We start from the raw sequence: 19,427 nt of genomic DNA on the forward strand, positions 1-19,427 counted from the left end.
GCGGGGTGCGTAGGGCATGCGGGGTGCGTCGGCGCGCGGGATGCGTCGGCGCGCGGGATGCGTCGGGCGCGCGGGGCGCGTCGGCGAGGGGGCCGCGGGGGTCCCCTCGGCGGCGTACCGAGGCGGTTGACGGGCGGGCGGCGGGCGCGGGCGGCGGGCCGGAGCGTGCGAACGTCCGGCCCGTCGCCCGCCCGCCACAGGCCAGTGCCGCCCGGCCGGGTCAGCCGAAGAAGACACCCACCTCGGCGTAGAGCGCGGGGTCCACGGTCTTCAGCTTCGCGGTCGCCTCGGCGATCGGCACCCGCACGATGTCGGTGCCGCGCAGCGCCACCATCTTGCCGAAGTCGCCGTCGCGCACCGCCTCGATGGCGTGCAGCCCGAACCGGGTCGCCAGCCAGCGGTCGAACGCGCTCGGGGTGCCGCCGCGCTGTACGTGGCCGAGGACGGTGGTCCTGGCCTCCTTGCCGGTGCGCTTCTCGATCTCCTTCGCCAGCCATTCCCCGACACCCGACAGGCGTACGTGTCCGAAGGAGTCGAGCGTGCCGTCCTTGAGCACCATCTCGCCGTCCTTCGGCATGGCGCCCTCGGCGATGCAGACGATGGGGGCGTAGGAGGCCTTGAAGCGGGAGGTGACCCAGCCGCAGACCTGGTCGACGTCGAAGCGCTGCTCGGGGATGAGGATGACGTTGGCGCCGCCCGCCAGGCCCGAGTGCAGGGCGATCCACCCCGCGTGGCGGCCCATGACCTCGACGACGAGGACCCGCATGTGGGACTCGGCGGTGGTGTGCAGCCGGTCGATCGCCTCGGTGGCGATGCCGACGGCGGTGTCGAAGCCGAACGTGTAGTCGGTGGCGGACAGGTCGTTGTCGATCGTCTTGGGCACGCCGACGCAACTGATGCCGTACTCGTCGCTGAGGCGGGCCGCGACCCCGAGGGTGTCCTCGCCGCCGATCGCGATCACCGCGTCGACCTCGCACTTGGCAAGGTTCTCCTTGATGCGGCGCACCCCGTTCTCGGCCTTGAGGGGGTTGGTGCGCGACGAGCCGAGGATGGTGCCGCCGCGCGGCAGGATGCCGCGCACCGCCGGGATGTCCAGCTTGACGGTGTCCCCTTCAAGCGGGCCTCGCCAGCCGTCCTTGAACCCGGTGAACTCGTACCCGTACTCCTGCACACCCTTGCGGACGATGCCCCGGATGACGGCGTTGAGTCCGGGGCAGTCACCGCCTCCGGTCAGTACTCCGACCCGCATGGAATGGTCCCTTCACCTGGGAGTGACGTACGCCGTCCACGCTAGTGGTGACGTACGTCACTCCGGGATGGGGTGAAAGGTCAATTCATGGGACAGGAAGGGGAGTTGACGGCCGGCTGTTCACCCTCACGAGGGATGGCCGTCAGGCCTCGCCCACGCTGTCCAGGCCGCGTTCTATCGCGTACCGGACCAGCTCCACCCTGTTGTGCAGCTGGAGCTTGCCCAGGGTGTTCTGCACGTGGTTCTGCACCGTGCGGTGCGAGATGACCAGGCGCTCGGCGATCTGCTTGTAGCTCAGGCCCTTGGCCACCAGGCGCAGCACCTCGGTCTCGCGCTCGGTGAGCCGGGGTGCCTTCGGCTCGTCGGCGGCGACGGGCGCCGGGTCGGACGCGAGCCTGCGGTACTCACCGAGGACGAGGCCGGCCAGGCCCGGCGTGAACACCGGGTCGCCGACGGCCGTGCGGCGCACCGCGTCGGTCAGCTCCTCGGTGCTGGCCGATTTGAGGAGGTAGCCGAGCGCGCCGGACTTGACCGCTTCCAGGACGTCCGCGTGCTCTCCGGACGCCGAAAGGACCAGGACCCTCAGCGCCGGGCTCGCCGCGACCAGTTCCTTGCAGACCTGGGCGCCGGGCATGCCCGGCAGGTTGAGGTCGAGGACCAGGACGTCGGGCGCCACCGCCTGGGCCCTGCGCACCGCCTGCGGTCCGTCGCCGGCGGTGGCGACCACGTCGAAGCCGGCGGCAGCGAGGTCACGGGCGACCGCGTCGCGCCACATCGGGTGGTCGTCGACCACCATCACCCGCACCGTGGCGTCCGCCCGTTCCGTCTGCTCCGCCCGTTCCGTCTGCTCCGTCTGCTGCTCGGTCATCCGTGCCGTCCTGCCTTCCCCCGTGGGACCTTCAGTTCAACTTCCGTACCCTGGCCGGGCACGGAGATCAGCTCGGCCGTGCCGCCCAGGTCGCGCAGCCGGCCCCGGATCGAGAGGGCGACGCCCATGCGTCCCTCCACCTCGGCCTTCTCCAGCCGGCCTGCCGGGATTCCGGGCCCGTCGTCCCGTACCGTCACGATCACTTCGTCCCCCCAGTCCTCGACCAGGATCCAGGCCTGGGCCGACTCCCCCGCGTGCATACGGACATTGTCCAGTGCGGCACTGACAGCGGCCGCGAGCTCCCGCGCGGCGGGGGGCGCGAGCAGCACCGGAGCGCCAGGTTCCGCGAAGGAGACCTTCGATCCGGCGTGCCGCGCCAACAGCGAGCGCAGATCGACGGCGGCCGGCCCTTCGGGCTCGTCGTCGACCTCCACCGCGCGTACGACGGCGCCGTTCGCGATGTCCTCGGAGGCCCGGGTGGGGGCCACCATGCCGCTGGAGACCAGGGTGCGCAGGGCGACCTCCTGCTCACCGGCCATCCGGCCGAGCTCGGCGGCCTCGCCGCCAAGGGCGGTGCCCCGGCGCTGCACCATGGCCAGCACCTGGAGCACGCTGTCATGGATGTCGCGGGCCAGTCGCTCGCGTTCGCGGGTGGCCGCCTCGATCTCCAGGGCCCGGGCGAGGGTGGCCTCACTGGCCCGTGCCACCTCGACGATGTAGCCGATCGCGATGGAGGCGATCCACACCAGGAGCACATTGTGGAAGGTGTCCCGGGTGGGGTGGGCGCGCTCCACGATGTTGGCGACGGCCACCAGCGAGGACGCGAAGGCGGCCCAGCGCCAGCCTCCCTTGATGCCGTAGGCGAGCACCGCGCCGGCCGTCGCTATCGTCGGCAGCGTCGGTCCGTCGACGTGCTGGGCATCGAGGTCGGCGAGCGGGGTCAGCAGGATGCCCGTGAGCACCACCGTCAGGTCGACGGTGAGGAAGCGCTTGGTGCAGGCGGCGGCGTTGGCCACGCGAGGCAGCGTCGCGAAGTTCCACACCGTGAGCACCGCCAGGTACCCGATGCCGACCCAGGGCCGCTCGAACTTCTCGTATCCGTTGACGAAGAGTGCGAGGGCGTAGAGCGTGGTCAGCACCCGGTAGCCGGTGAGGGCACGCCACAGGGGCAGTTCCACCGACATCCGTACGACGCGTTCGCGCTTCGCCATTTTCCCCACCCCTGGACGTCGCCTTTGTTCAGCCCCCGCCCCCCGGACGGGCCTCTGGACGGCCTCCCGAACGGGACCCCTACCGGACCCCTGGCCGGCCCCCGGGCCGATGCGGCGGGAGGCCCTAGACCCCGGGTCGCTCCGCCCGCTTGGCCTGCTCGATCTCGCGGGTCCGCTCCGCCTTCTCGGCGGCCTTGTGCTCGTCGGCGATCCGCTTGGCCTCGTCGGCGATCTGCCGCTTGGCGGCCGTCGCGTAGATGTCGACGTACTCCTGGCCGGAGAGCTTCATGATCTCGTACATGACCTCGTCGGTCACCGAGCGCAGGATGAACCGGTCGCCCTCCATGCCCTGGTACCGGCTGAAGTCGAGCGGCTTGCCGATGCGGATGCCGGGGCGCATCAGCTTGGGGACGACCTTGCCCGGCGGCTGGATCTTCTCGGTGTCGATCATGGCGACCGGGATGACGGGGGCGCCGGTGGCGAGCGCGACCCGGGCCAGACCGCCCGGCTTGCCCCGGTAGAGGCGGCCGTCGGGCGAGCGGGTGCCCTCGGGGTAGATGCCGAAGAGACCGCCGCTCTTGATGACGTCGATGCCGGCGTTGATCGCGGCCTCGCCGGCGCCGCGCGCACCCGAGCGGTCCACCGGAAGCTGGCCGACGCCCTTGAAGAAGGCGGCCGTCAGCTTGCCCTTGACCCCGGGTGAGGTGAAGTACTCGGCCTTGGCGATGAAGGTCACCTTGCGGTCGAGAACGGCCGGAAGGAAGAAGGAGTCCGAGAAGGAGAGGTGGTTGCTCGCGAGGATCGCCGGGCCATCGGCTGGGATGTTCTCCAGGCCCTCCACCCACGGCCTGAAGGCGAGCTTCAGCGAGCCGCCGATGGAGAACTTCATAGCGCCGTAGATCACTCGGATGCCTTCCTTTGCTTGTCGAACAGACCTTAACCCGTGTGGGGGCCCGCCCTCCCGCGCGACGGCTCTGGTCGGTGTCGGTCCGGTCGCGTACCGTGAAGTACGACTCCCCCGCACATCCCCCGCCCCGCTCATGAACAGGAGACCCCTGGTGCCGGTCCTCCCTGGAGCCGAGCCGTTCCGCCACGAGGGCGGAGAGGTCGGCGTCCTCCTCTGTCACGGTTTCACCGGTTCCCCGCAGTCGCTGCGCCCCTGGGCCGACCACCTCGCGAAGCAGGGCCTCACGGTCTCGCTGCCGCTCCTGCCCGGGCACGGCACCCGCTGGCAGGACATGCAGCTCACGGGCTGGCAGGACTGGTACGCGGAGGTGGACCGCGCCCTGTGCGAGCTCCTTGAGCGCTGCGCCCGCGTCTTCGTCTTCGGCCTCTCGATGGGCGGCGCCCTCGCGCTGCGCCTCGCCGCCAAGCACGGCGACGCGGTCAGCGGCCTCGTGCTCGTCAACCCGGGCAACAAGGTGCACGGCGTGGCCGCCCACGCGCTGCCGGTGGTGCGCCACTTCGTGCCGTCCACGAAGGGCATCGCGAGCGACATCGCCAAGGAGGGCTCCCAGGAGATCGGCTACGACCGGGTCCCGCTGCACGCGGCGCACTCGCTGCGCACCTTCTTCAAGATCGTCGACGGTGAACTGCCGCAGGTGACACAGCCGTTGATGGTCCTGCACAGCCCGCAGGACCATGTGGTGCCGCCCGCCGACTCGGCGCGCATCCTCAGCCGGGTGTCGTCCACGGACGTCGAGGAGATCCTGCTGGAACAGAGCTACCACGTGGCGACGTTGGACCACGATGCGGAGCGGATCTTCGAGGAGAGCTGTTCGTTCATCGGCCGCCTCGCTCCTGGCGTCGGGCAGAAGGGGAGCACGACCGGTGGCTGAACACGACGCGGACCGCGAGCCGCAGCCGATCGACGAAGAGGCTGCGTGGGCGGCGATCGTGGCGGGATACGGCGAGGAGCCGGCCGACCCGCCGGGCACCAGACCGTTCAGATCCGTGGAAGACCTCGCGCTGATCGAGGACGAGCCGGACGGGGCGGGCGGGGTGGGCCGCGCGGACGGGCAAGGCGAGCGGGGCGACGGGGACGCGGACGGGACCGGGGACGCGGAGGGTGGCGAGCCGGACTCCGGGACGGCCAAAGCCGAGGAGCCCGACAAGCGGCCCGACAAGGGGCTCGGCAAGCCCCCGCTCGGCAAACCCGCGCTCGGCAGCTCGGTGGTGTTCGCCCCCGGGGTGCGCGGCCCGCGCGACTTCGAGCCGGCCGAGCCGTCCGACCACGACCTCGACGCCTCGGACGAGGGTCACTTCGTGCCGCCGGAACCGCCGCCGCTGCCCGAGTCCGACGCCACGGCGAAGTTCGCCTGGCTCGGCGTGGTCGGCGGCCCGCTGCTGCTGATCCTCGCGGCGGTCTTCGGCTGGGAGATGACGTGGTGGCTCACCCTGCTGGGTGTGGGCGGCTTCCTTGGCGGGATCGCCACGTTGTTTGCGCGCATGCAGCCGGATGACGAGGACGACGACCCGGGGCGTGGCGCGGTGGTCTGAGCGGGGGCGCTCCGCGGGGGTGGGGGGCAGGGGGGTTCGTCTCTGGCCGCGGACCGAGCGGGGCTGCTCGCGCAGTTCCCCGCGCCCCCGACCCGCCTTTCGGCCGCGGACCGAGCGGGGTTGCTCGCGCCGTTCCCCGCGCCCCTAACCCCCTTTCGGCTGCGGACCGTGCCCGCTTCTCGCGCAGTTCCCCGCGCCCCTGAACTACTCGGTGCCGCCCTGTATGCACATCCTCAGCCTGTCCGGCGTTTGAGGACGAGCGCCGTTCAGGCGCGAACGGGGTCTGGGGCGGAGCCCCAGCAACCCCGCCGCTTTCGGGTGCGGACCGTGCTGGGGCACCCGCGCAGTTCCCCGCGCCCCCAGTAGGGCACCCAGCACCCGACACCGCGCACACCGGCGCTCACCCCGTGGGCACGCGCAGTGCTGCCAGTACCGGCAGGTGGTCCGTTGCCGCGCGCAGGTCGGCCGGGTCCGCGAGGCCCAACGGCACGCCGCAGCCCAGGACTTCGATGCCCGGCGTGGCGAAGATCGCGTCGATGCGCTGACGCGGGTCATGCGGCGCGTAGGTCGGCTCCCCGCCCCATGGGGCGACTTCCCAGCAGTCCTTGAGCGTGCCCGCCAGCCGGGCGAAGCTGCGCCCGCCGGGGCGTTCGTTGAGGTCGCCGCCCGCGATCGCGTGGTCCACGCCCATCGTGGCGAGCCGGTCGAGCAGCGCGCCCGCCTGCTCGTACCGCTCGGCCTCCTGAAGACTGAGGTGGGCGCTCAGGACACCGATCCTGGCCCCGCCGATCCGTACCACCGCCGTCGCGAAGCCGCGCCGGTGCAGCCCGGGCGTGAGCGGGAGCAGTATGTCCTCGGTGCGTTCCACGGTGGCGCGCAGCGAGCACAGCAGCATCGGGCCGGCGGCCGTGTCGCCGCCGCTGAGGATCACCAGGTCGGTCGCCGCCGCGAGGCGTGCCGCGGCCTTGCGCCAGCGGAAGAAGCGCGGCGCCTCCTGGATCAGGACGAGATCGGGCGCGCAGGCGCGGATCACCCGGGCGAGCGCCGCGTTGTCGTCGCGCATCGAGCGGATGTTGTAGCTGAGGACGCGGATCACGGCCGAGCCGTTCTCCGTCGCGGACGCGGGCAGTCCGTCGGCAGGGGTCGTCATGGTCCACAACGTATGACAGCGCCCGCCGGTCCGGACAGGACTCGGCGGGCGACGTCATGGGCGGACGCCCTCACATGATGGGGTCGGGCTGCCGCGCGAGGTCGGCCGCGCCGACCAGGCCGGCCTTGTTGCCGAGCTGGGCCGCGATGACGTCGGCGACGGGACGCCAGTTCCCGCCGACCAGCCAGCGCTTGTAGGACTTGCGGATCGGGTCGAGCACCAGCTCGCCCTCGTCCGAGAGTCCGCCGCCGACGATGAACGCGGACGGGTCGAAGAGCGAGGCCAGGTCGGCCAGGCCCGCGCCGGCCCAGCGCGCCAGCTCGCGGTAGGAGTCCACCGCGACCGGGTCGCCCTGCCGCGCCGCCATCGAGATGTGCTTGCCCTCGATGCCCTCGGGGGTGCCGTCGCCGAGCCCGAGCAGGAACTCGGCGCGCTCGGGGGTGGCGTTGGCGCGCTGCTTGGCGTAGCGGACCAGGGCCCGGCCGGAGGCGTACTGCTCCCAGCAGCCCTGGCTGCCGCAGCCGCACAGCAGGCCGTCCGGCACCATGCGGATGTGGCCGAACTCGGCGGCCACGCCGAAGTGGCCGCGGCGCAGCTTGTTGCCGATGATGATGCCGCCGCCGAGGCCGGTGCCGAGGGTGATGCAGATGACGTTGCGGTGGCCCTTGCCCGCGCCGAAGCGGTACTCGCCCCAGGCGGCCGCGTTGGCGTCGTTCTCGACGACGACCGGGAGGCCCACCCGCTGCTCGACCTTCTCCTTCAGCGGTTCCTGACGCCAGTCGATGTTGGGCGCGAAGTAGACGGTGGACCGCTGGCGGTTGACGTAACCGGCGGCCCCGATGCCCACGCCCACGATCTCGTGGCCGGCGCGCGCGCCGTCGACGGCCGAGGCGATCGCGTCCACGATGGCATGGGGCGTGCCGGGAGTCGGCACCTTGTGGGTCGAGAGGATGTTGCCCTCCTCGTCGACCACGCCCGCCGCGATCTTCGTGCCGCCGATATCGACACCGATGGTGAGTCCCATGAATCCCTCAGTTCGGTCGAGCCCCGCTACGGCCAACCGTACCCGAGGCAGGGTGGCACCCAGCGTGCCGAGCCCGCCTTCGTCCGGGGTGTGAGAGCGCCTGCCCGCGCCGGGCCGGGCCGGTGGTTCAGTCGAGGTCGATGTGCTCGGTGGGTCCCGGGCCCTTGTCACGCCCGGCGTCGTCACCGGACGTCCAGCGGCGTTCGTGGCCCTCGACGGCGGACCGGTAGGCCGCGAGCAGCTCGCCGCCGGCCGCGGCGAGATGGTCGAAGACCTCGGGGTTGCGCTCGATGACGGGCTCGACGGCGGACCTCGCCTGGCTGATCAGCTGCTGCACGGCGCCCTGGGCGGCCATCCCGGACAGGCCGGCCGGCCCGTCGAACAGGCCGGCGACCTTGTCGGTGACGGCGCCGAACAGCTTGCGCAGTTCCTCGGCGGCCGATCCCGGCGGGGTGCCGTACTCGGCGCGGCGGCGCTCCTTCTCGGCGGCCAGGTCCTCGGCGCAGGCGTCGGCCCAGGCATCCGCGTCGGGTGCGGGGCGCTCGGTGGCTTCGCTCATGGCGGACTCCAGCAGCTGGGTTCCTACAGGTCGTTTCCCTCGACGTTACCCGAACGGACGTCTCCCGTTCAGAGCGCGCGGGCCCCCGGCTCGGACGCGACGTCGTCCGACCGGACGTGTCCGGTTCAGCGCCCGCGGGGCCACAGCTCGGGATCGGGTGCGAAGCGGATGTCCAGTACGCCGTCGTGCAGTCCGGCGCCGGTGACGGTGCAGCGGCGCAGTACGGAGGGCAGGGGCACGATGCGCCGGAACGGGCCGACGGTGAGCAGCAGTTCGTCGCCGCGCCGCACCAGCGAGAGCCCTTCCTTGACGGCCCCGGGCAGCGGCAGGCGCCACACCAGGACGCCGTCCTCGGCGATGCGGTCCTCGACGTCCCATCGCGGGACGGAGGCCGTCGGCTCGTCCGGGCGGGGCTCGCAGTCCAGCAGCGCCAGGTCCTCGTCGCCGCGGGGATCACGCCCGAGGTGTGCTGCTTCGCGTACGACGGGGAACTCTCCGGTCAGCTCGTCCAGGTGCTTGCGCTGCTGGGCGACGAGCCCGGCGAGCCAGGGGTCGGGGGTCTCGGCGGGCAGCAGCCGGTTGGCGATCACCGCGTCCAGGGCGAGCCGCTGCACGGCGATGCCGAGCCGGGCGGTGCGCAGGGCGTCGGCCGCCGCGGGTCCGGGTTCCGCGACGAGCCGTACGGTCGTGTCCGGGTCCTCCACCAGGGCCTGGACGGCGGCCAGTTCGAGGTCCCAGCGCGCGGCGGTCTCGTACAGCCACTGCGCGGGCATGGGCACCCCGGCGAGCTGCGCGAGTACCGGGCGCAGCGACCGGGCGGCCTGGCGTTCGGGCGGCAGGAGGCGGCGCAGGTAGCGGCGCAGCTGCTCGGGCAGGGCGAGGGCGGCGAGCGCGCGGCCGGTGGGCGCCAGGTCCACGACGAGCAGGTCCGGCTCGTCGGCGGCGGCCTCGCGCAGGGCGCTGAGCAGGGCGAGCTGTTCGGCCCCCGGCAGTTCGGTGAGTTCTTCGGCGTCCAGGCGGGAGGCGCCGAGCAGATCGAGGGCGGCGCCCGCGCGGTCCTGGAAGGACAGGAGTTCGGCGCGGAAGTGGGCCGCCGCGTCCACCCGGCGGACGGTGACACCGGACAGGGCGCCGGGGAGCGGGTCCGGCGTCAGCAGGGTGACCCGGGCGCCTCGGCGGGCGGCGGCGAGTGCGGTCGCCGCCGCGACGGTGGTGCGGCCGGCGCCGCCGGGGCCGGTGACGAGGACCGTACGCACGTCTAGAGCTTCTTGGCCCCGTCGGCGGACCCGGCCCCGGCTTCGCCCGCGCCGCTCTCGACGCGCTTCTTCAGACCGGCGAGCGCGCGGTCGATGATGACCTTCTCCGCCTTGCGCTTGATCATGCCGAGCATCGGGATCTTGACGTCGACGGTCAGCCGGTAGGTGACCTCGGTGTTCCCGCCGGGGGCGTCGGCGAGGGTGTACGAGCCGTCGAGGGTGCGCAGCATCTGGGACTTGACCAGGGTCCAGCCGACCTGGTTGCCGTTCCAGGTGTAGGCGAGGGTGTGGTCGTCCTTGATGGCGCCCGCGTCGAGCAGCAGCCGCACCTTCTCGGCGTGGCCTTCGGCGTCGGTGGACAGGACCTCGGCCTCCTTCACCTCGCCGGTCCACTCCGGGTAGCGGGCGAAGTCCGCGATCACTCCCATGACGTCGGCGGGGGCCGCCTCGATGGTGATAGACGAGCTGGTGTGTTCCGCCATCGTCGTGGCTCCTCCAGTGCGCGGTCCGGTGGGTTTGGGTCTCCCCCGCCCGGCGGGGCCTGCGGCGGTGGGGAGGTGGGTGCAGGCTATCGCGTACGGGCCGGTGGCCGGTCCAGTGGCCGGATCACCATTGCAGGGCGAAGGGCCGGGAGGTGGCCGCGAAGTGGCCGACGTTGATGCACTCGGTGCGCCCGACGCGCATCCTTCGGGCCAGCGGCTGGTGGACGTGGCCGAACAGCGAGTAGCGGGGGCGGGTCTTTTTGATCGCCGCGAGCAGGGCGCGCGAGCCGCGCTCGAAGCGGCGGGCCACGGTGTCGTAGACGAGCTCGGGGACCTCGGGCGGGATGTGCGAGCAGAGCACGTCGACCTCGCCCAGCGCCTCGACCTTCGCGGCGTACTCCTCGTCGGAGATCTCGTACGGCGTGCGCATCGCGGTGCGCAGTCCGCCGCCGACGAAGCCGAAGACGCGCCCGCCTATCTCGACGCGCTGTCCGTCCAGGACGGTGGTGCCCGGCCGCGCGTACTGCGGCCAGAGGTCCGGCATGTCGACGTTGCCGTACGTGGCGTACGTCGGGGTGGGGAAGGCCGCGAACAGCTCGGCGTACTGGCGGCGCACCGCGGCTTCGATGGCGGCCTCGCGGTCGAGCCCGGCCCACAGTGAGCGCCCCAGGTCACGGGCCTCGTCGAAGCGGCGGGCGGTGCGCAGGGCGACGATGCGGTGGGCGTTCTCGACGCCGAACAGGTCGGGGAAGATGCCGCGCGCGTGGTCGGCGTAGTCGAGGAAGAGGACCAGGTCACCCAGGCAGACCAGGGCGTCCGCCCCGTCACCCGCCTTGGCCAGGCCCTCGGCGTTCCCGTGCACGTCACTGACCACATGAACTCGCATAGGAGCCACCTTAGGCCGTCGGACCTGCGGTTACTTCGTGGTGGTCACAGGTGTGGACTACTGTGCGCGAAGCAGCGTCAAAGTTGTGTGACGCACCGAACATCTGGCCAGAACCCCCTATCGGGAACCCACTACCCATGGGTAACGTCCGGGCAGTCCAGTCGTGCTCGGAGTTCCGCCCCCCACGGAATCCTCCGGGCACCTGCCCGATCTTGGACCGCAGCCGGTGCGTCACACAGAGCCGTGGCACCGGCGCCCGATGAGGAGCAGCAGTCTTGCGCGAGTTCAGCCTTCCGGCCCTGTACGAGGTCCCTTCGGACGGCAACCTGACGGATCTGATCCGCCGCAATGCCACGCAGCACCCCGATGTCGCGGTGATGGGCCGCAAGATCGCGGGTGCCTGGGCCGATGTCACCGCCCGCCAGTTCCTCACCGAGGTGCGCGCCGTCGCCAAGGGCCTGATCGCCTCCGGCGTCGAGGCGGGCGACCGGGTCGCCCTGCTCTCGCGCACGCGGTACGAGTGGGTGCTGCTCGACTTCGCGATCTGGAGCGCGGGCGCCGTCACGGTGCCGGTGTACGAGACCAGCTCCGCCGAGCAGATCCAGTGGATCCTCAGCGACTCCGCCGCGACGCTCGCCATCGTCGAGTCCGAGGCGCACGAGGCCTCCGTGGCCTCCGTCCGGCCGGCCCTGCCCGCCCTCAAGGGCATCTGGCAGGTCGAGGCCGACGCCGTGGCCCGGCTCGTCGCGGCCGGCGCGGACGTCTCCGACGAACTGCTCGACCAGCGGATGTCGTCGGCGCACGCCGACGACCCGGCGACCATCGTCTACACCTCGGGCACCACCGGCCGCCCCAAGGGGTGCGTGCTGACCCACCGCGCGTTCTTCGCGGAGTGCGGCAACGTGGTGGAACGGCTCAAGCCGCTCTTCCGCACCGGCGAGTGCTCGGTGCTGCTCTTCCTGCCGGCTGCCCACGTCTTCGGGCGGCTGGTCGAGGTCGCCTCCGTGATGGCGCCGATCAAGCTCGGCTGCGTACCGGACATCAAGAACCTCACCGACGAACTCGCCTCCTTCCGGCCGACGTTGATCCTCGGTGTGCCGCGCGTCTTCGAGAAGGTCTACAACTCGGCGCGCGCCAAGGCGCAGGCCGACGGCAAGGGCGCGATCTTCGACAAGGCCGCGAACACCGCGATCGCCTACAGCAAGGCGCTCAGCACGGACGCGGGGCCCTCGATCGGCCTGAAGGTCAAGCACAAGGTCTTCGACAAGCTGGTCTACAGCAAGCTGCGGGCGGTGCTGGGCGGACGCGGCGAGTACGCGATCTCCGGCGGCGCGCCGCTCGGCGAACGGCTCGGCCACTTCTTCCGCGGCATCGGCTTCACGGTCCTTGAGGGCTACGGCCTGACCGAGTCCTGCGCGGCGACCGCGTTCAACCCCTGGGACCGGCCGAAGATCGGCACGGTCGGGCAGCCGCTGCCGGGTTCGGTCGTACGGATCGCGGACGACGGCGAGGTGCTGCTGCACGGCGAGCACCTGTTCCAGGGCTACTGGAACAACGAGGCCGCGACCGCGGACGCGCTGGCCGACGGCTGGTTCCACACCGGTGACATCGGCACCCTGGACGAGGACGGCTACCTCGCGATCACCGGGCGCAAGAAGGAGATCATCGTGACGGCGGGCGGCAAGAACGTCGCGCCGGCGGTCATCGAGGACCGCATCCGTGCGCATGCGCTGGTCGCGGAGTGCATGGTGGTCGGCGACGGGCGGCCCTTCGTGGGCGCGCTCGTCACCCTGGACGAGGAGTTCCTGGGCCGCTGGGCCGAGGAGCACGGCAAGCCCGTGGGGGCCACGGCGCTCTCGCTGCGCGACGACGCGGAGCTCCTTGCGGAGGTGCAGCGGGCGGTGGACGACGGGAACGCGGCGGTCTCCAAGGCGGAGTCGGTACGCAAGTTCCGCGTCCTCGGGGCGCAGTTCACGGAGGAGGCGGGGCATATTACGCCGTCGCTGAAGCTGAAGCGGAACGTTGTGGCGAAGGACTTCGCGGACGAGATCGAGGCGATCTACACCCCCTGACCCGGAACACCCCGGGGCTCCGCCCCAGACCCCGTTCACGCCTGAAGACCGCCCGTCCTCAAACGCCGGACGGGCTGAGGATGCCAGCGCGGACCCCGCCGGGGGCCGACGTGACCGGTGCGGGCCAGCACGGACCCCGCCAGGGGCGCGGGGAACTGCGCGACCAGCCACGCACGGCCCGCAGACGCCCTGGGGCTCCGCCCCAGACCCCGTTCGCGCCTGAAAGGCGCTCGTCCTCAAACGCCGGACAGGCTGAGGATGCCAGCGCCAACCCCGCCAGGGGCCGAGGCGACCGGTACGGGCCAGCACGGACCCCGCCAGGGGCGCGGGGAACTGCGCGACCAGCCACGCACGGCCCGCAGACGCCCTGGGGCTCCGCCCCAGACCCCGTTCGCGCCTGAAAGGCGCTCGTCCTCAAACGCCGGACAGGCTGAGGATGCCAGCGCCAACCCCGCCAGGGGCCGAGGCGACCAGTGCGGGCCAGCACGAACCCCGCCAGGGGCGCGGGGAACTGCGCGACCAGCCACGCACGGCCCGCGCGCAAAAACCAGCCCCACACCTACGGCCCGCATGCAGAAGCCGGCCCCGCCAGGGGGATTGCGCGGGCGGACGCCGCGGCCCGCAGGGTCGGGGTCGGGGCCGGTCAGGGGTGGAGGGGCTGAGCCACGGCGAAGTTCGCGGGCACGCTCACAGCAGCGCTCTCAGCTTCTCCGCCAGGAGATCCCAGCGCCACCTCTCCTCCACCCACGCCCGCCCCCGCTCCCCCATCCGCCGCCGCAGCGCGGAATCCTGGAGCAGGGTCACGACACGCTCCGCCACCGGCCCCGGGGTGGCGCCCGGGACCACCCAGCCCGTCTCGCCCTCCAGGACCGCGTCCGGCGCCCCGCCCGAGTCGCCCGCGACCACCGGCAGGCCCGTCGCCGAGGCCTCCAGGTAGACGATGCCGAGGCCTTCGACGTCCAGACCGCCGCGCCGGGTGCGGCACGGCATCGCGAAGACGTCACCGGCGCCGTAGTGCGCGGGCAGCTCCGACCACGGCACCGCGCCGGTGAAGCGGACCGAGGACGAGACCCCGGTGTCGCAGGCCAGTGCGCGCAGATCGGCCTCGTACGGCCCGCCGCCCACGATGAGCAGCACCGCGTCCGGCACCTGCGCCAGGATCGCCGGCATGGCCCGGATCAGCGTGTCCTGGCCCTTGCGCGGCACCAGCCGTGAGACGCAGACCACGACGGGCCGGTCGGCCAGACCCAGCCGCGCGCGCACCGCGTCGCCGCCCGAGCCGGGGTGGAAGGTCTTCTCGTCCACGCCGGGCGGAAGCTGCACCATGCGGGCCGCGGCCTGCTGGGTCAGGGCCCCGGCGATCCGGGACCGGGTGTACTCGCCGAGGTAGGTGATGGTGTCCGTGCCCTCGCCGATCCGCCTCAACAGCTGCCGCGCGGCGGGGAGTTGGGCCCAGCCCGCCTCGTGCCCGTGCGTGGTCGCGACGATGCGTTCCGCGCCGGCCCTGCGCAGCGCCGGCCCCATGAGGCCGAGCGGCGCGGCCGCCCCGAACCACACCGAGGAGCAGCCGTGTTCCCGGAGCAGGGAGACGGCCCGCCGGGTGACCCGGGGGGTGGGCAGCAGCATCGTGGTGCGGTCCCGTACGACGGTGAACGGCTGCTCGGCGTCGAACGCGGCGGTCGCCTCGATGCCCTCGCGGCCGCGCTTCCACGTCGAGGCGTAGACGACGATCCGCTCGGGATCCAGACGCAGCGCCATGTTGTGCAGGAACGCCTGGATCCCGCCGGGGCGCGGCGGGAAGTCATTGGTCACGATCAAGGTCTTGTGCATCGCCGCCGACAGTACCGAACCCGGGGCGCGGACCCGAAGGGCCGTCGGCGGGGCGGCGCCGCGGAAGCGGAATGCGCCCGGCCCCGCCTGACGGCCGGGGGTGCCGGGCACCCGGCATCATGGCTGGTTCCGGGCCCCGACAGGACGGCGAGACGGACATCATGAGCATCCCCCGGCGCACCCGGCGCACCCTCGCGGTGGCGGCCACCTGGGCCGCGACCCGCTGTCTGCTGCTGCTCTGCGTCTTCAAGGTGCTGGTGCTGCCCGGCCCCGACCCCACCAGCGACGTCCATGTCATCTACCAGGGCTGGTCGCAGGTGCTCGGCACCGGCACGTATCCGCTCGACGACGTGACCTGGCAGTACCCGCCGGCCGCCGCGCTCGCGATCCTCTCCCCCGCCGTGCTGCCCTTCCTGGACTACGCGACGGCGTTCTTCGTGCTCGCCCTCCTCGCGGACACGCTGGTCTTCGCGCTCCTGATGTACGCGGCGGGCCGGCCGGGCAAGTGCCTGAACGGCGCCTGGATGTGGACGCTCGGCGTGCCCCTGCTCGGCCCCACCGCGTACGCCCGTTACGACCTGATGGTGACCGCCGTCGCGGTGGCGGCGCTGCTCGCGGGCGCCCGCCATCCGCGGACCCTGGGCGCGCTCGCCGCGTTCGGGGCACTGTTGAAGGTGTGGCCCGCGCTGCTCCTGCTGCGCGCCCCGCGCCGCGCCCTGATCACCGCGGCGGCGTGCGCCACCATGCTCCTCGCGGCCTGTGTCGCGGCGGCGCCGGGCGCGTTCGCCTTCCTCACCTTCCAGCGGGAGCGGGGTACGGAGGTCGAGTCGCTGGGGGCGCTTGTCTTCCACGTGGCGCGTCAGTTCGGCTGGCGGGGCCGGGTGCAGTTGACCTACGGCTCGGTGGAGTTCCTCGGGCCGTACGTGCCGCTGGTGTCCGCCCTCGCGCTGGTGCTGAGTCTGCTCGCCCTGGGCTGGCTGGTGCTGTGGCGGGTGAGGTCCCCGGGCCCGTGGCGCCCGAGCACCTTGGCGGACGCGGCCTTCACGGCGGTACTGCTGTTCACCACCACCAGCCGGGTCATCAGCCCGCAGTATCTGGTGTGGCTGGTGGGGCTCGGCGCGGTGTGCCTCGTCTTCCGCCGCGGTCCGATGCTCCGCCCGGCCCAGCTGGTCCTGGCGGCGACGGGCGTGACGTGCCTGGAGTTCCCGGTCTGGTTCGCGCACGTGGTGGCCAGTGACTGGCTCGGCGTGCTCCTGCTGGTGGTCCGCAACGGCCTGCTGGTGGCGGCGTGCGTCCTGGCCTGCCGTCATCTGTGGCGGTCGGCGTCGTCCGTCCGTGCCCCGCTGGCCGTACGCGCCGCCCGCACCGCCGCGCCCTCCGCCACCCGCTGAGGCCCCGTTCGCCGGTGGAGCCGCGCGAGGGCCGTGCACTGGGCGGCCGCGGCCAGCGCCATGGCGAGGCAGACGCCGGGCAGCCCCAGCCCCGAAAGGCCGTGGGCGAGCGCGAGTTGGAGCGCCACGCCGCACCCCGTGATCCTGGCCAGGAGCGGGCCGGCGCCACTGCCGTCGAACACCCCGCCCAGCGCGATGAAGCAGGCCAGGAGCAGCAGGTAAGGACCGAGGCAGCGCAAGTACAGCGTTCCGGCGGCGGCCACCTCTCCGCTCGCGCCGAACCCTGCCATGATCCAGGGCGCGGTGGCCGACAGGACGAGGAACGCGGCGAAGCCGACCGCCGCCGAGAGCCGCAGCGCCTCCCGTCCGACGGCCCGCCGCTCGTCCCGGCCTCCCCCGAGCAGGCGCGCGGTGTGGATCGCGGCGGCCTGGCGTATCGCGTAGAAGGCCATGGTCGCCCCGTACATGGCCTTGGTGGCGATGCCGTACGCGGCGACCTCGGCGACGCCGATGCGGGCGACGACGGCGACCAGGGCGAGCGCCCCGCTCATGCGGACGACGAAGTCGGCCGACAGGGGTAGGCCGGTGCGGAGCGTACGGCGCAGATCGGCGAGCAGATGCCGTGGGGTGACACCGGCCGTCCGCGGCAGCGCGCGGCGCCGCAGCACCACGAGCCCGCACGCCAGCGCGGCCGTCCGCCCGAGTACGGTGGCAAGGGCCGCGCCCCGCACCCCGAGGCCGCAGCCCAGGATGAGCAGCGGGTCGAGCAGCAGGATCAGCCCGTTGGCGAGCAGCGCGAGGCGCATCGGGGTGCGGGTGTCGCCGGTGCCTTTGAGGATGCCGTCCACGACGTTGGTGGCGAAGAAGACGGCGATGCCCGGCAGCGCGACGGCGAAGTAGCCGGTGGCGAGCGGGACGGCCGGGTTGCCGTGGCCCCCGAGTACCAGTTCGGCCAGTGGCTCCCGGCCCAGGAAGCCGCCCACCGCGACGGCCGGGGTGAGCAGCGCCCACAGCGCCCAGCCGCCACGCACCGCCGCCCGCACCCCGTCGGGGTCGCCGGCCCCCCGGGCCCGGGCGAGAAGGACCGTCGTGCCCGACCCGGCCATCAGAACGACCCCGAGCAGCACGTTCTCGACGTTGCCGGCAAGGGCGACGACGGCCACCCGGTCGGCGCCGAGGCACCCGCGCCGTTCGCCGCCCTCTGGAACCCCGTTCACGGCCGCGGACCGTGCAGGGCCGTTCGCGCAGTTCCCCGCGCCCCTTCGCCGTCCGGGCGCCGACCGGAGCGTGCCCACAGTGTCCCGTGTCGTTCCGCGCACTCCTTCGTCACCCAACCCCGCACACACCAGGCCACCTCGGCGGTCCCCGCGCCCTGAAGAGGCTTCCTCAGCTGTGACGAGCGGCCAAAGTGTGCATGCCGCCAGGGGCGCGGGGAACTGCGCGACAAGCCCAGCACGGTCGGCAGGTGAACGTGTACGACGCCCGGGCGGCGGCGTCGGGGAGTGCACTCCGGATCGGGCAGGACCCCGCGCGCAGGGCAAGGAGTGGCAGGCCGGGCGGACGGGCAGCTCGGCGCCGGTTGGCTCGCAAGTAGACCGCCCCGACCGGGAACTTGGCGGGCCGGACCGGACCGGCGGCGGGGCGGGGGCCCGCCGGCGACGGGGCGGCCCGGCAGGTGAAGGACCGGGCAGGCGGGCCGGGGCGGTCAAGCCAGCTGCGCGCGTACGTACTGCCGCCACTGGGTCGTGAACTCCCCTGGTGTCAGGCCCAGTTGGTCGGTCATGGCCTTTTCCGTCGCGCCCTCGCGGTGGGGCTGGTCGCCCACCTCGGTGTAGAAGCGGGCCAGGGTCGCATCCCCCCAGTGGGCCGCGATCATCCGGCAGGCCAGCCAACCGCCCTCGTACGCCCTGGCGAGCCGGTCCGCGCCGCCGTCGAAGCCGAAGTCGGCGTCCGACGGCAGGGCGGCGGGGAGGTCGCCCGCGCGGACCGCCCGCTGGAGCTCGGGGGCGGCCTGCGGCGCGGTGCGGCCCGTGCCGCGGTAGCCGACCCAGTCCGCGTATCCCTCCGAGAGCCACATCGGGGTGGCGGCAGAGGTGTGGGCGCGGGTGGCGACATGGGTGGTCTCATGGGTGAGGACGACCTTGCGGCCCAGGTCGCCGAGGATCGCGTAGGCATCCGGATTGATGATCACGCGGTCCGCCGGAGCCGCCCCCGCGCCGCCCGCCTCGCCGGTGGTCACCGCCGCGATGCCCCGGTAGGAGGCGGCGGGCGCGCCGAGCAGCGCGGCCATGGCGTCGAGGGACGCGGGGACCAGCACGACGACCCGGCCCGCCCATGGGCCCGGCCAGGCGGAGGACACCGCGGGCACCGCCGCGTCCTGCGTCGTCGCGATCTCGCGCAGCTTCGCCGGGTCCTGGCCCACGCCCAGGATCAGACTGTGGGCGCCGCGTACGGCCGTGACCGGTCCCTGCTGCCACAGCATCTGGGCCGCGCCCGGTGCGGGCCGGTCGTCCCGGACGTACCACCGCCCGCCCTCACGGTCGAGGGTGAGAGTGCGCGCCGCCGTCACGGGCGCGCTGTCGTAGCCCTGGACCCGGTAGCGCAGGTCCACCTTCGCGGTGGCCGACGCGCCGTGCCGGTCGAGCCCGGTGACCTGGTACGACCAGGAGGTCAGCGGCACCTGCGCGAGGTTGGCCAACTCCGCCCGCTGGGACGCCCGCAGAGCTGTCGCGGCGGGGGCGAGGGCCGCCAGATAGCCGCTCTCGTCATGCCTGAGTACGGCGCTCGCACGCCGGTCGAGCACCTGCTGCACCTCACCGGCGGTGGCGTCGGGCGCCGGGCGGGGCGCCGAGCACCCCGCAAGGAGCAGCAGCCCGGCGAGCAGGCACCCCGCCGCCCGCCCGCGCCCCGCCCTTCGACCACGTCCCTGACCTGCCACGCGCCGATCGTA

Annotated in this window: 17 protein-coding genes; 4 read left to right on the plus strand and 13 right to left on the minus strand. The window is 73.0% G+C overall.

All coding sequences use genetic code 11. The features are described from left to right. Positions 1 to 220 precede the first annotated feature (220 nt). From ACGFW5_RS18485 to ACGFW5_RS18500, 4 genes are all read right to left on the minus strand, one after another. On the minus strand, positions 221 to 1,249 hold the full coding sequence (locus ACGFW5_RS18485; protein WP_393835296.1) for a 6-phosphofructokinase: 1,029 nt from the start codon (positions 1,247 to 1,249) through the stop codon (positions 221 to 223). 142 nt (positions 1,250 to 1,391) lie between these two features. After that, a complete protein-coding gene (locus tag ACGFW5_RS18490; RefSeq protein ID WP_393835297.1) occupies positions 1,392 to 2,117 on the minus strand; it encodes a response regulator in 726 nt (241 codons plus the stop codon). Further along, positions 2,114 to 3,328 carry a MacS family sensor histidine kinase gene (gene macS, locus ACGFW5_RS18495; protein WP_393835298.1) on the minus strand — a complete coding sequence of 405 codons (1,215 nt, stop codon included), beginning with the start codon at positions 3,326 to 3,328 and terminating at the stop codon, positions 2,114 to 2,116. The genes ACGFW5_RS18490 and macS overlap by 4 nt, the downstream gene beginning before the upstream one ends. A 124-nt stretch (positions 3,329 to 3,452) precedes the next feature. Continuing rightward, a complete protein-coding gene (locus tag ACGFW5_RS18500; protein ID WP_393835299.1) occupies positions 3,453 to 4,232 on the minus strand; it encodes a 1-acyl-sn-glycerol-3-phosphate acyltransferase in 780 nt (259 codons plus the stop codon). 154 nt (positions 4,233 to 4,386) lie between these two features. On the opposite strand from ACGFW5_RS18500, the gene ACGFW5_RS18505 reads away from it, so the two are divergent. Both ACGFW5_RS18505 and ACGFW5_RS18510 read left to right on the plus strand, forming a co-directional pair. Continuing rightward, complete coding sequence (locus ACGFW5_RS18505; RefSeq protein WP_393835300.1) at positions 4,387 to 5,166, plus strand: alpha/beta hydrolase; 780 nt, start codon at positions 4,387 to 4,389, stop codon at positions 5,164 to 5,166. Next, the gene (locus ACGFW5_RS18510; RefSeq protein WP_393835301.1) at positions 5,159 to 5,827 is read left to right on the plus strand and encodes a hypothetical protein; all 669 of its coding nucleotides are present in this window, start codon (positions 5,159 to 5,161) and stop codon (positions 5,825 to 5,827) included. The genes ACGFW5_RS18505 and ACGFW5_RS18510 overlap by 8 nt, the downstream gene beginning before the upstream one ends. 400 nt (positions 5,828 to 6,227) lie before the next feature. On the opposite strand, the gene ACGFW5_RS18515 is transcribed toward ACGFW5_RS18510, so the two are convergent. The 6 genes from ACGFW5_RS18515 to ACGFW5_RS18540 form a co-directional block, all read right to left on the minus strand. Next, entirely contained in the window at positions 6,228 to 6,977 is a 750-nt protein-coding gene (locus ACGFW5_RS18515) for an endonuclease/exonuclease/phosphatase family protein (protein WP_393835302.1), read from the minus strand. A 70-nt stretch (positions 6,978 to 7,047) separates the two neighbouring features. Next, positions 7,048 to 8,001: an ROK family glucokinase gene (locus tag ACGFW5_RS18520; RefSeq protein ID WP_393835303.1), complete on the minus strand. Its 954-nt coding sequence runs from the start codon at positions 7,999 to 8,001 to the stop codon at positions 7,048 to 7,050. 127 nt (positions 8,002 to 8,128) lie between these two features. Beyond that, positions 8,129 to 8,560, minus strand: coding sequence for a DUF5304 domain-containing protein (locus ACGFW5_RS18525; RefSeq protein WP_393835304.1), 432 nt, complete (start codon positions 8,558 to 8,560; stop codon positions 8,129 to 8,131). 125 nt (positions 8,561 to 8,685) lie between these two features. Then, positions 8,686 to 9,816, minus strand: coding sequence for an ArsA family ATPase (locus tag ACGFW5_RS18530; protein ID WP_393835305.1), 1,131 nt, complete (start codon positions 9,814 to 9,816; stop codon positions 8,686 to 8,688). Between the two features lie 2 nt (positions 9,817 to 9,818). Further along, positions 9,819 to 10,298, minus strand: coding sequence for an SRPBCC family protein (locus ACGFW5_RS18535; RefSeq protein ID WP_393835306.1), 480 nt, complete (start codon positions 10,296 to 10,298; stop codon positions 9,819 to 9,821). 124 nt (positions 10,299 to 10,422) lie between these two features. Further along, on the minus strand, positions 10,423 to 11,184 hold the full coding sequence (locus tag ACGFW5_RS18540; protein WP_393835307.1) for a metallophosphoesterase: 762 nt from the start codon (positions 11,182 to 11,184) through the stop codon (positions 10,423 to 10,425). A 275-nt stretch (positions 11,185 to 11,459) separates the two neighbouring features. On the opposite strand from ACGFW5_RS18540, the gene ACGFW5_RS18545 reads away from it, so the two are divergent. Continuing rightward, entirely contained in the window at positions 11,460 to 13,256 is a 1,797-nt protein-coding gene (locus tag ACGFW5_RS18545; protein ID WP_393835308.1) for an AMP-dependent synthetase/ligase, read from the plus strand. A gap of 687 nt (positions 13,257 to 13,943) precedes the next feature. On the opposite strand, the gene ACGFW5_RS18550 is transcribed toward ACGFW5_RS18545, so the two are convergent. Then, positions 13,944 to 15,086, minus strand: coding sequence for a glycosyltransferase family 4 protein (locus tag ACGFW5_RS18550; RefSeq protein WP_393835309.1), 1,143 nt, complete (start codon positions 15,084 to 15,086; stop codon positions 13,944 to 13,946). A 161-nt stretch (positions 15,087 to 15,247) separates the two neighbouring features. Here ACGFW5_RS18550 and ACGFW5_RS18555 point away from each other — a divergent pair, with 161 nt between their 5' ends. Then, positions 15,248 to 16,477: a glycosyltransferase 87 family protein gene (locus tag ACGFW5_RS18555; RefSeq protein WP_393835310.1), complete on the plus strand. Its 1,230-nt coding sequence runs from the start codon at positions 15,248 to 15,250 to the stop codon at positions 16,475 to 16,477. Here the strand turns inward: ACGFW5_RS18555 and ACGFW5_RS18560 are convergent. Further along, complete coding sequence (locus tag ACGFW5_RS18560) at positions 16,393 to 17,694, minus strand: MATE family efflux transporter (protein WP_393835311.1); 1,302 nt, start codon at positions 17,692 to 17,694, stop codon at positions 16,393 to 16,395. The genes ACGFW5_RS18555 and ACGFW5_RS18560 overlap by 85 nt on opposite strands. Before the next feature lie 488 nt (positions 17,695 to 18,182). Further along, positions 18,183 to 19,415 (minus strand): hypothetical protein, encoded by a 1,233-nt coding sequence (locus tag ACGFW5_RS18565; RefSeq protein WP_393835312.1) that lies wholly within the window; start codon positions 19,413 to 19,415, stop codon positions 18,183 to 18,185. Between the last annotated feature and the right edge of the window lie 12 nt (positions 19,416 to 19,427).

Source organism: Streptomyces sp. NPDC048416 (genome assembly GCF_043200435.1).
Lineage (GTDB): Bacteria > Actinomycetota > Actinomycetes > Streptomycetales > Streptomycetaceae > Streptomyces.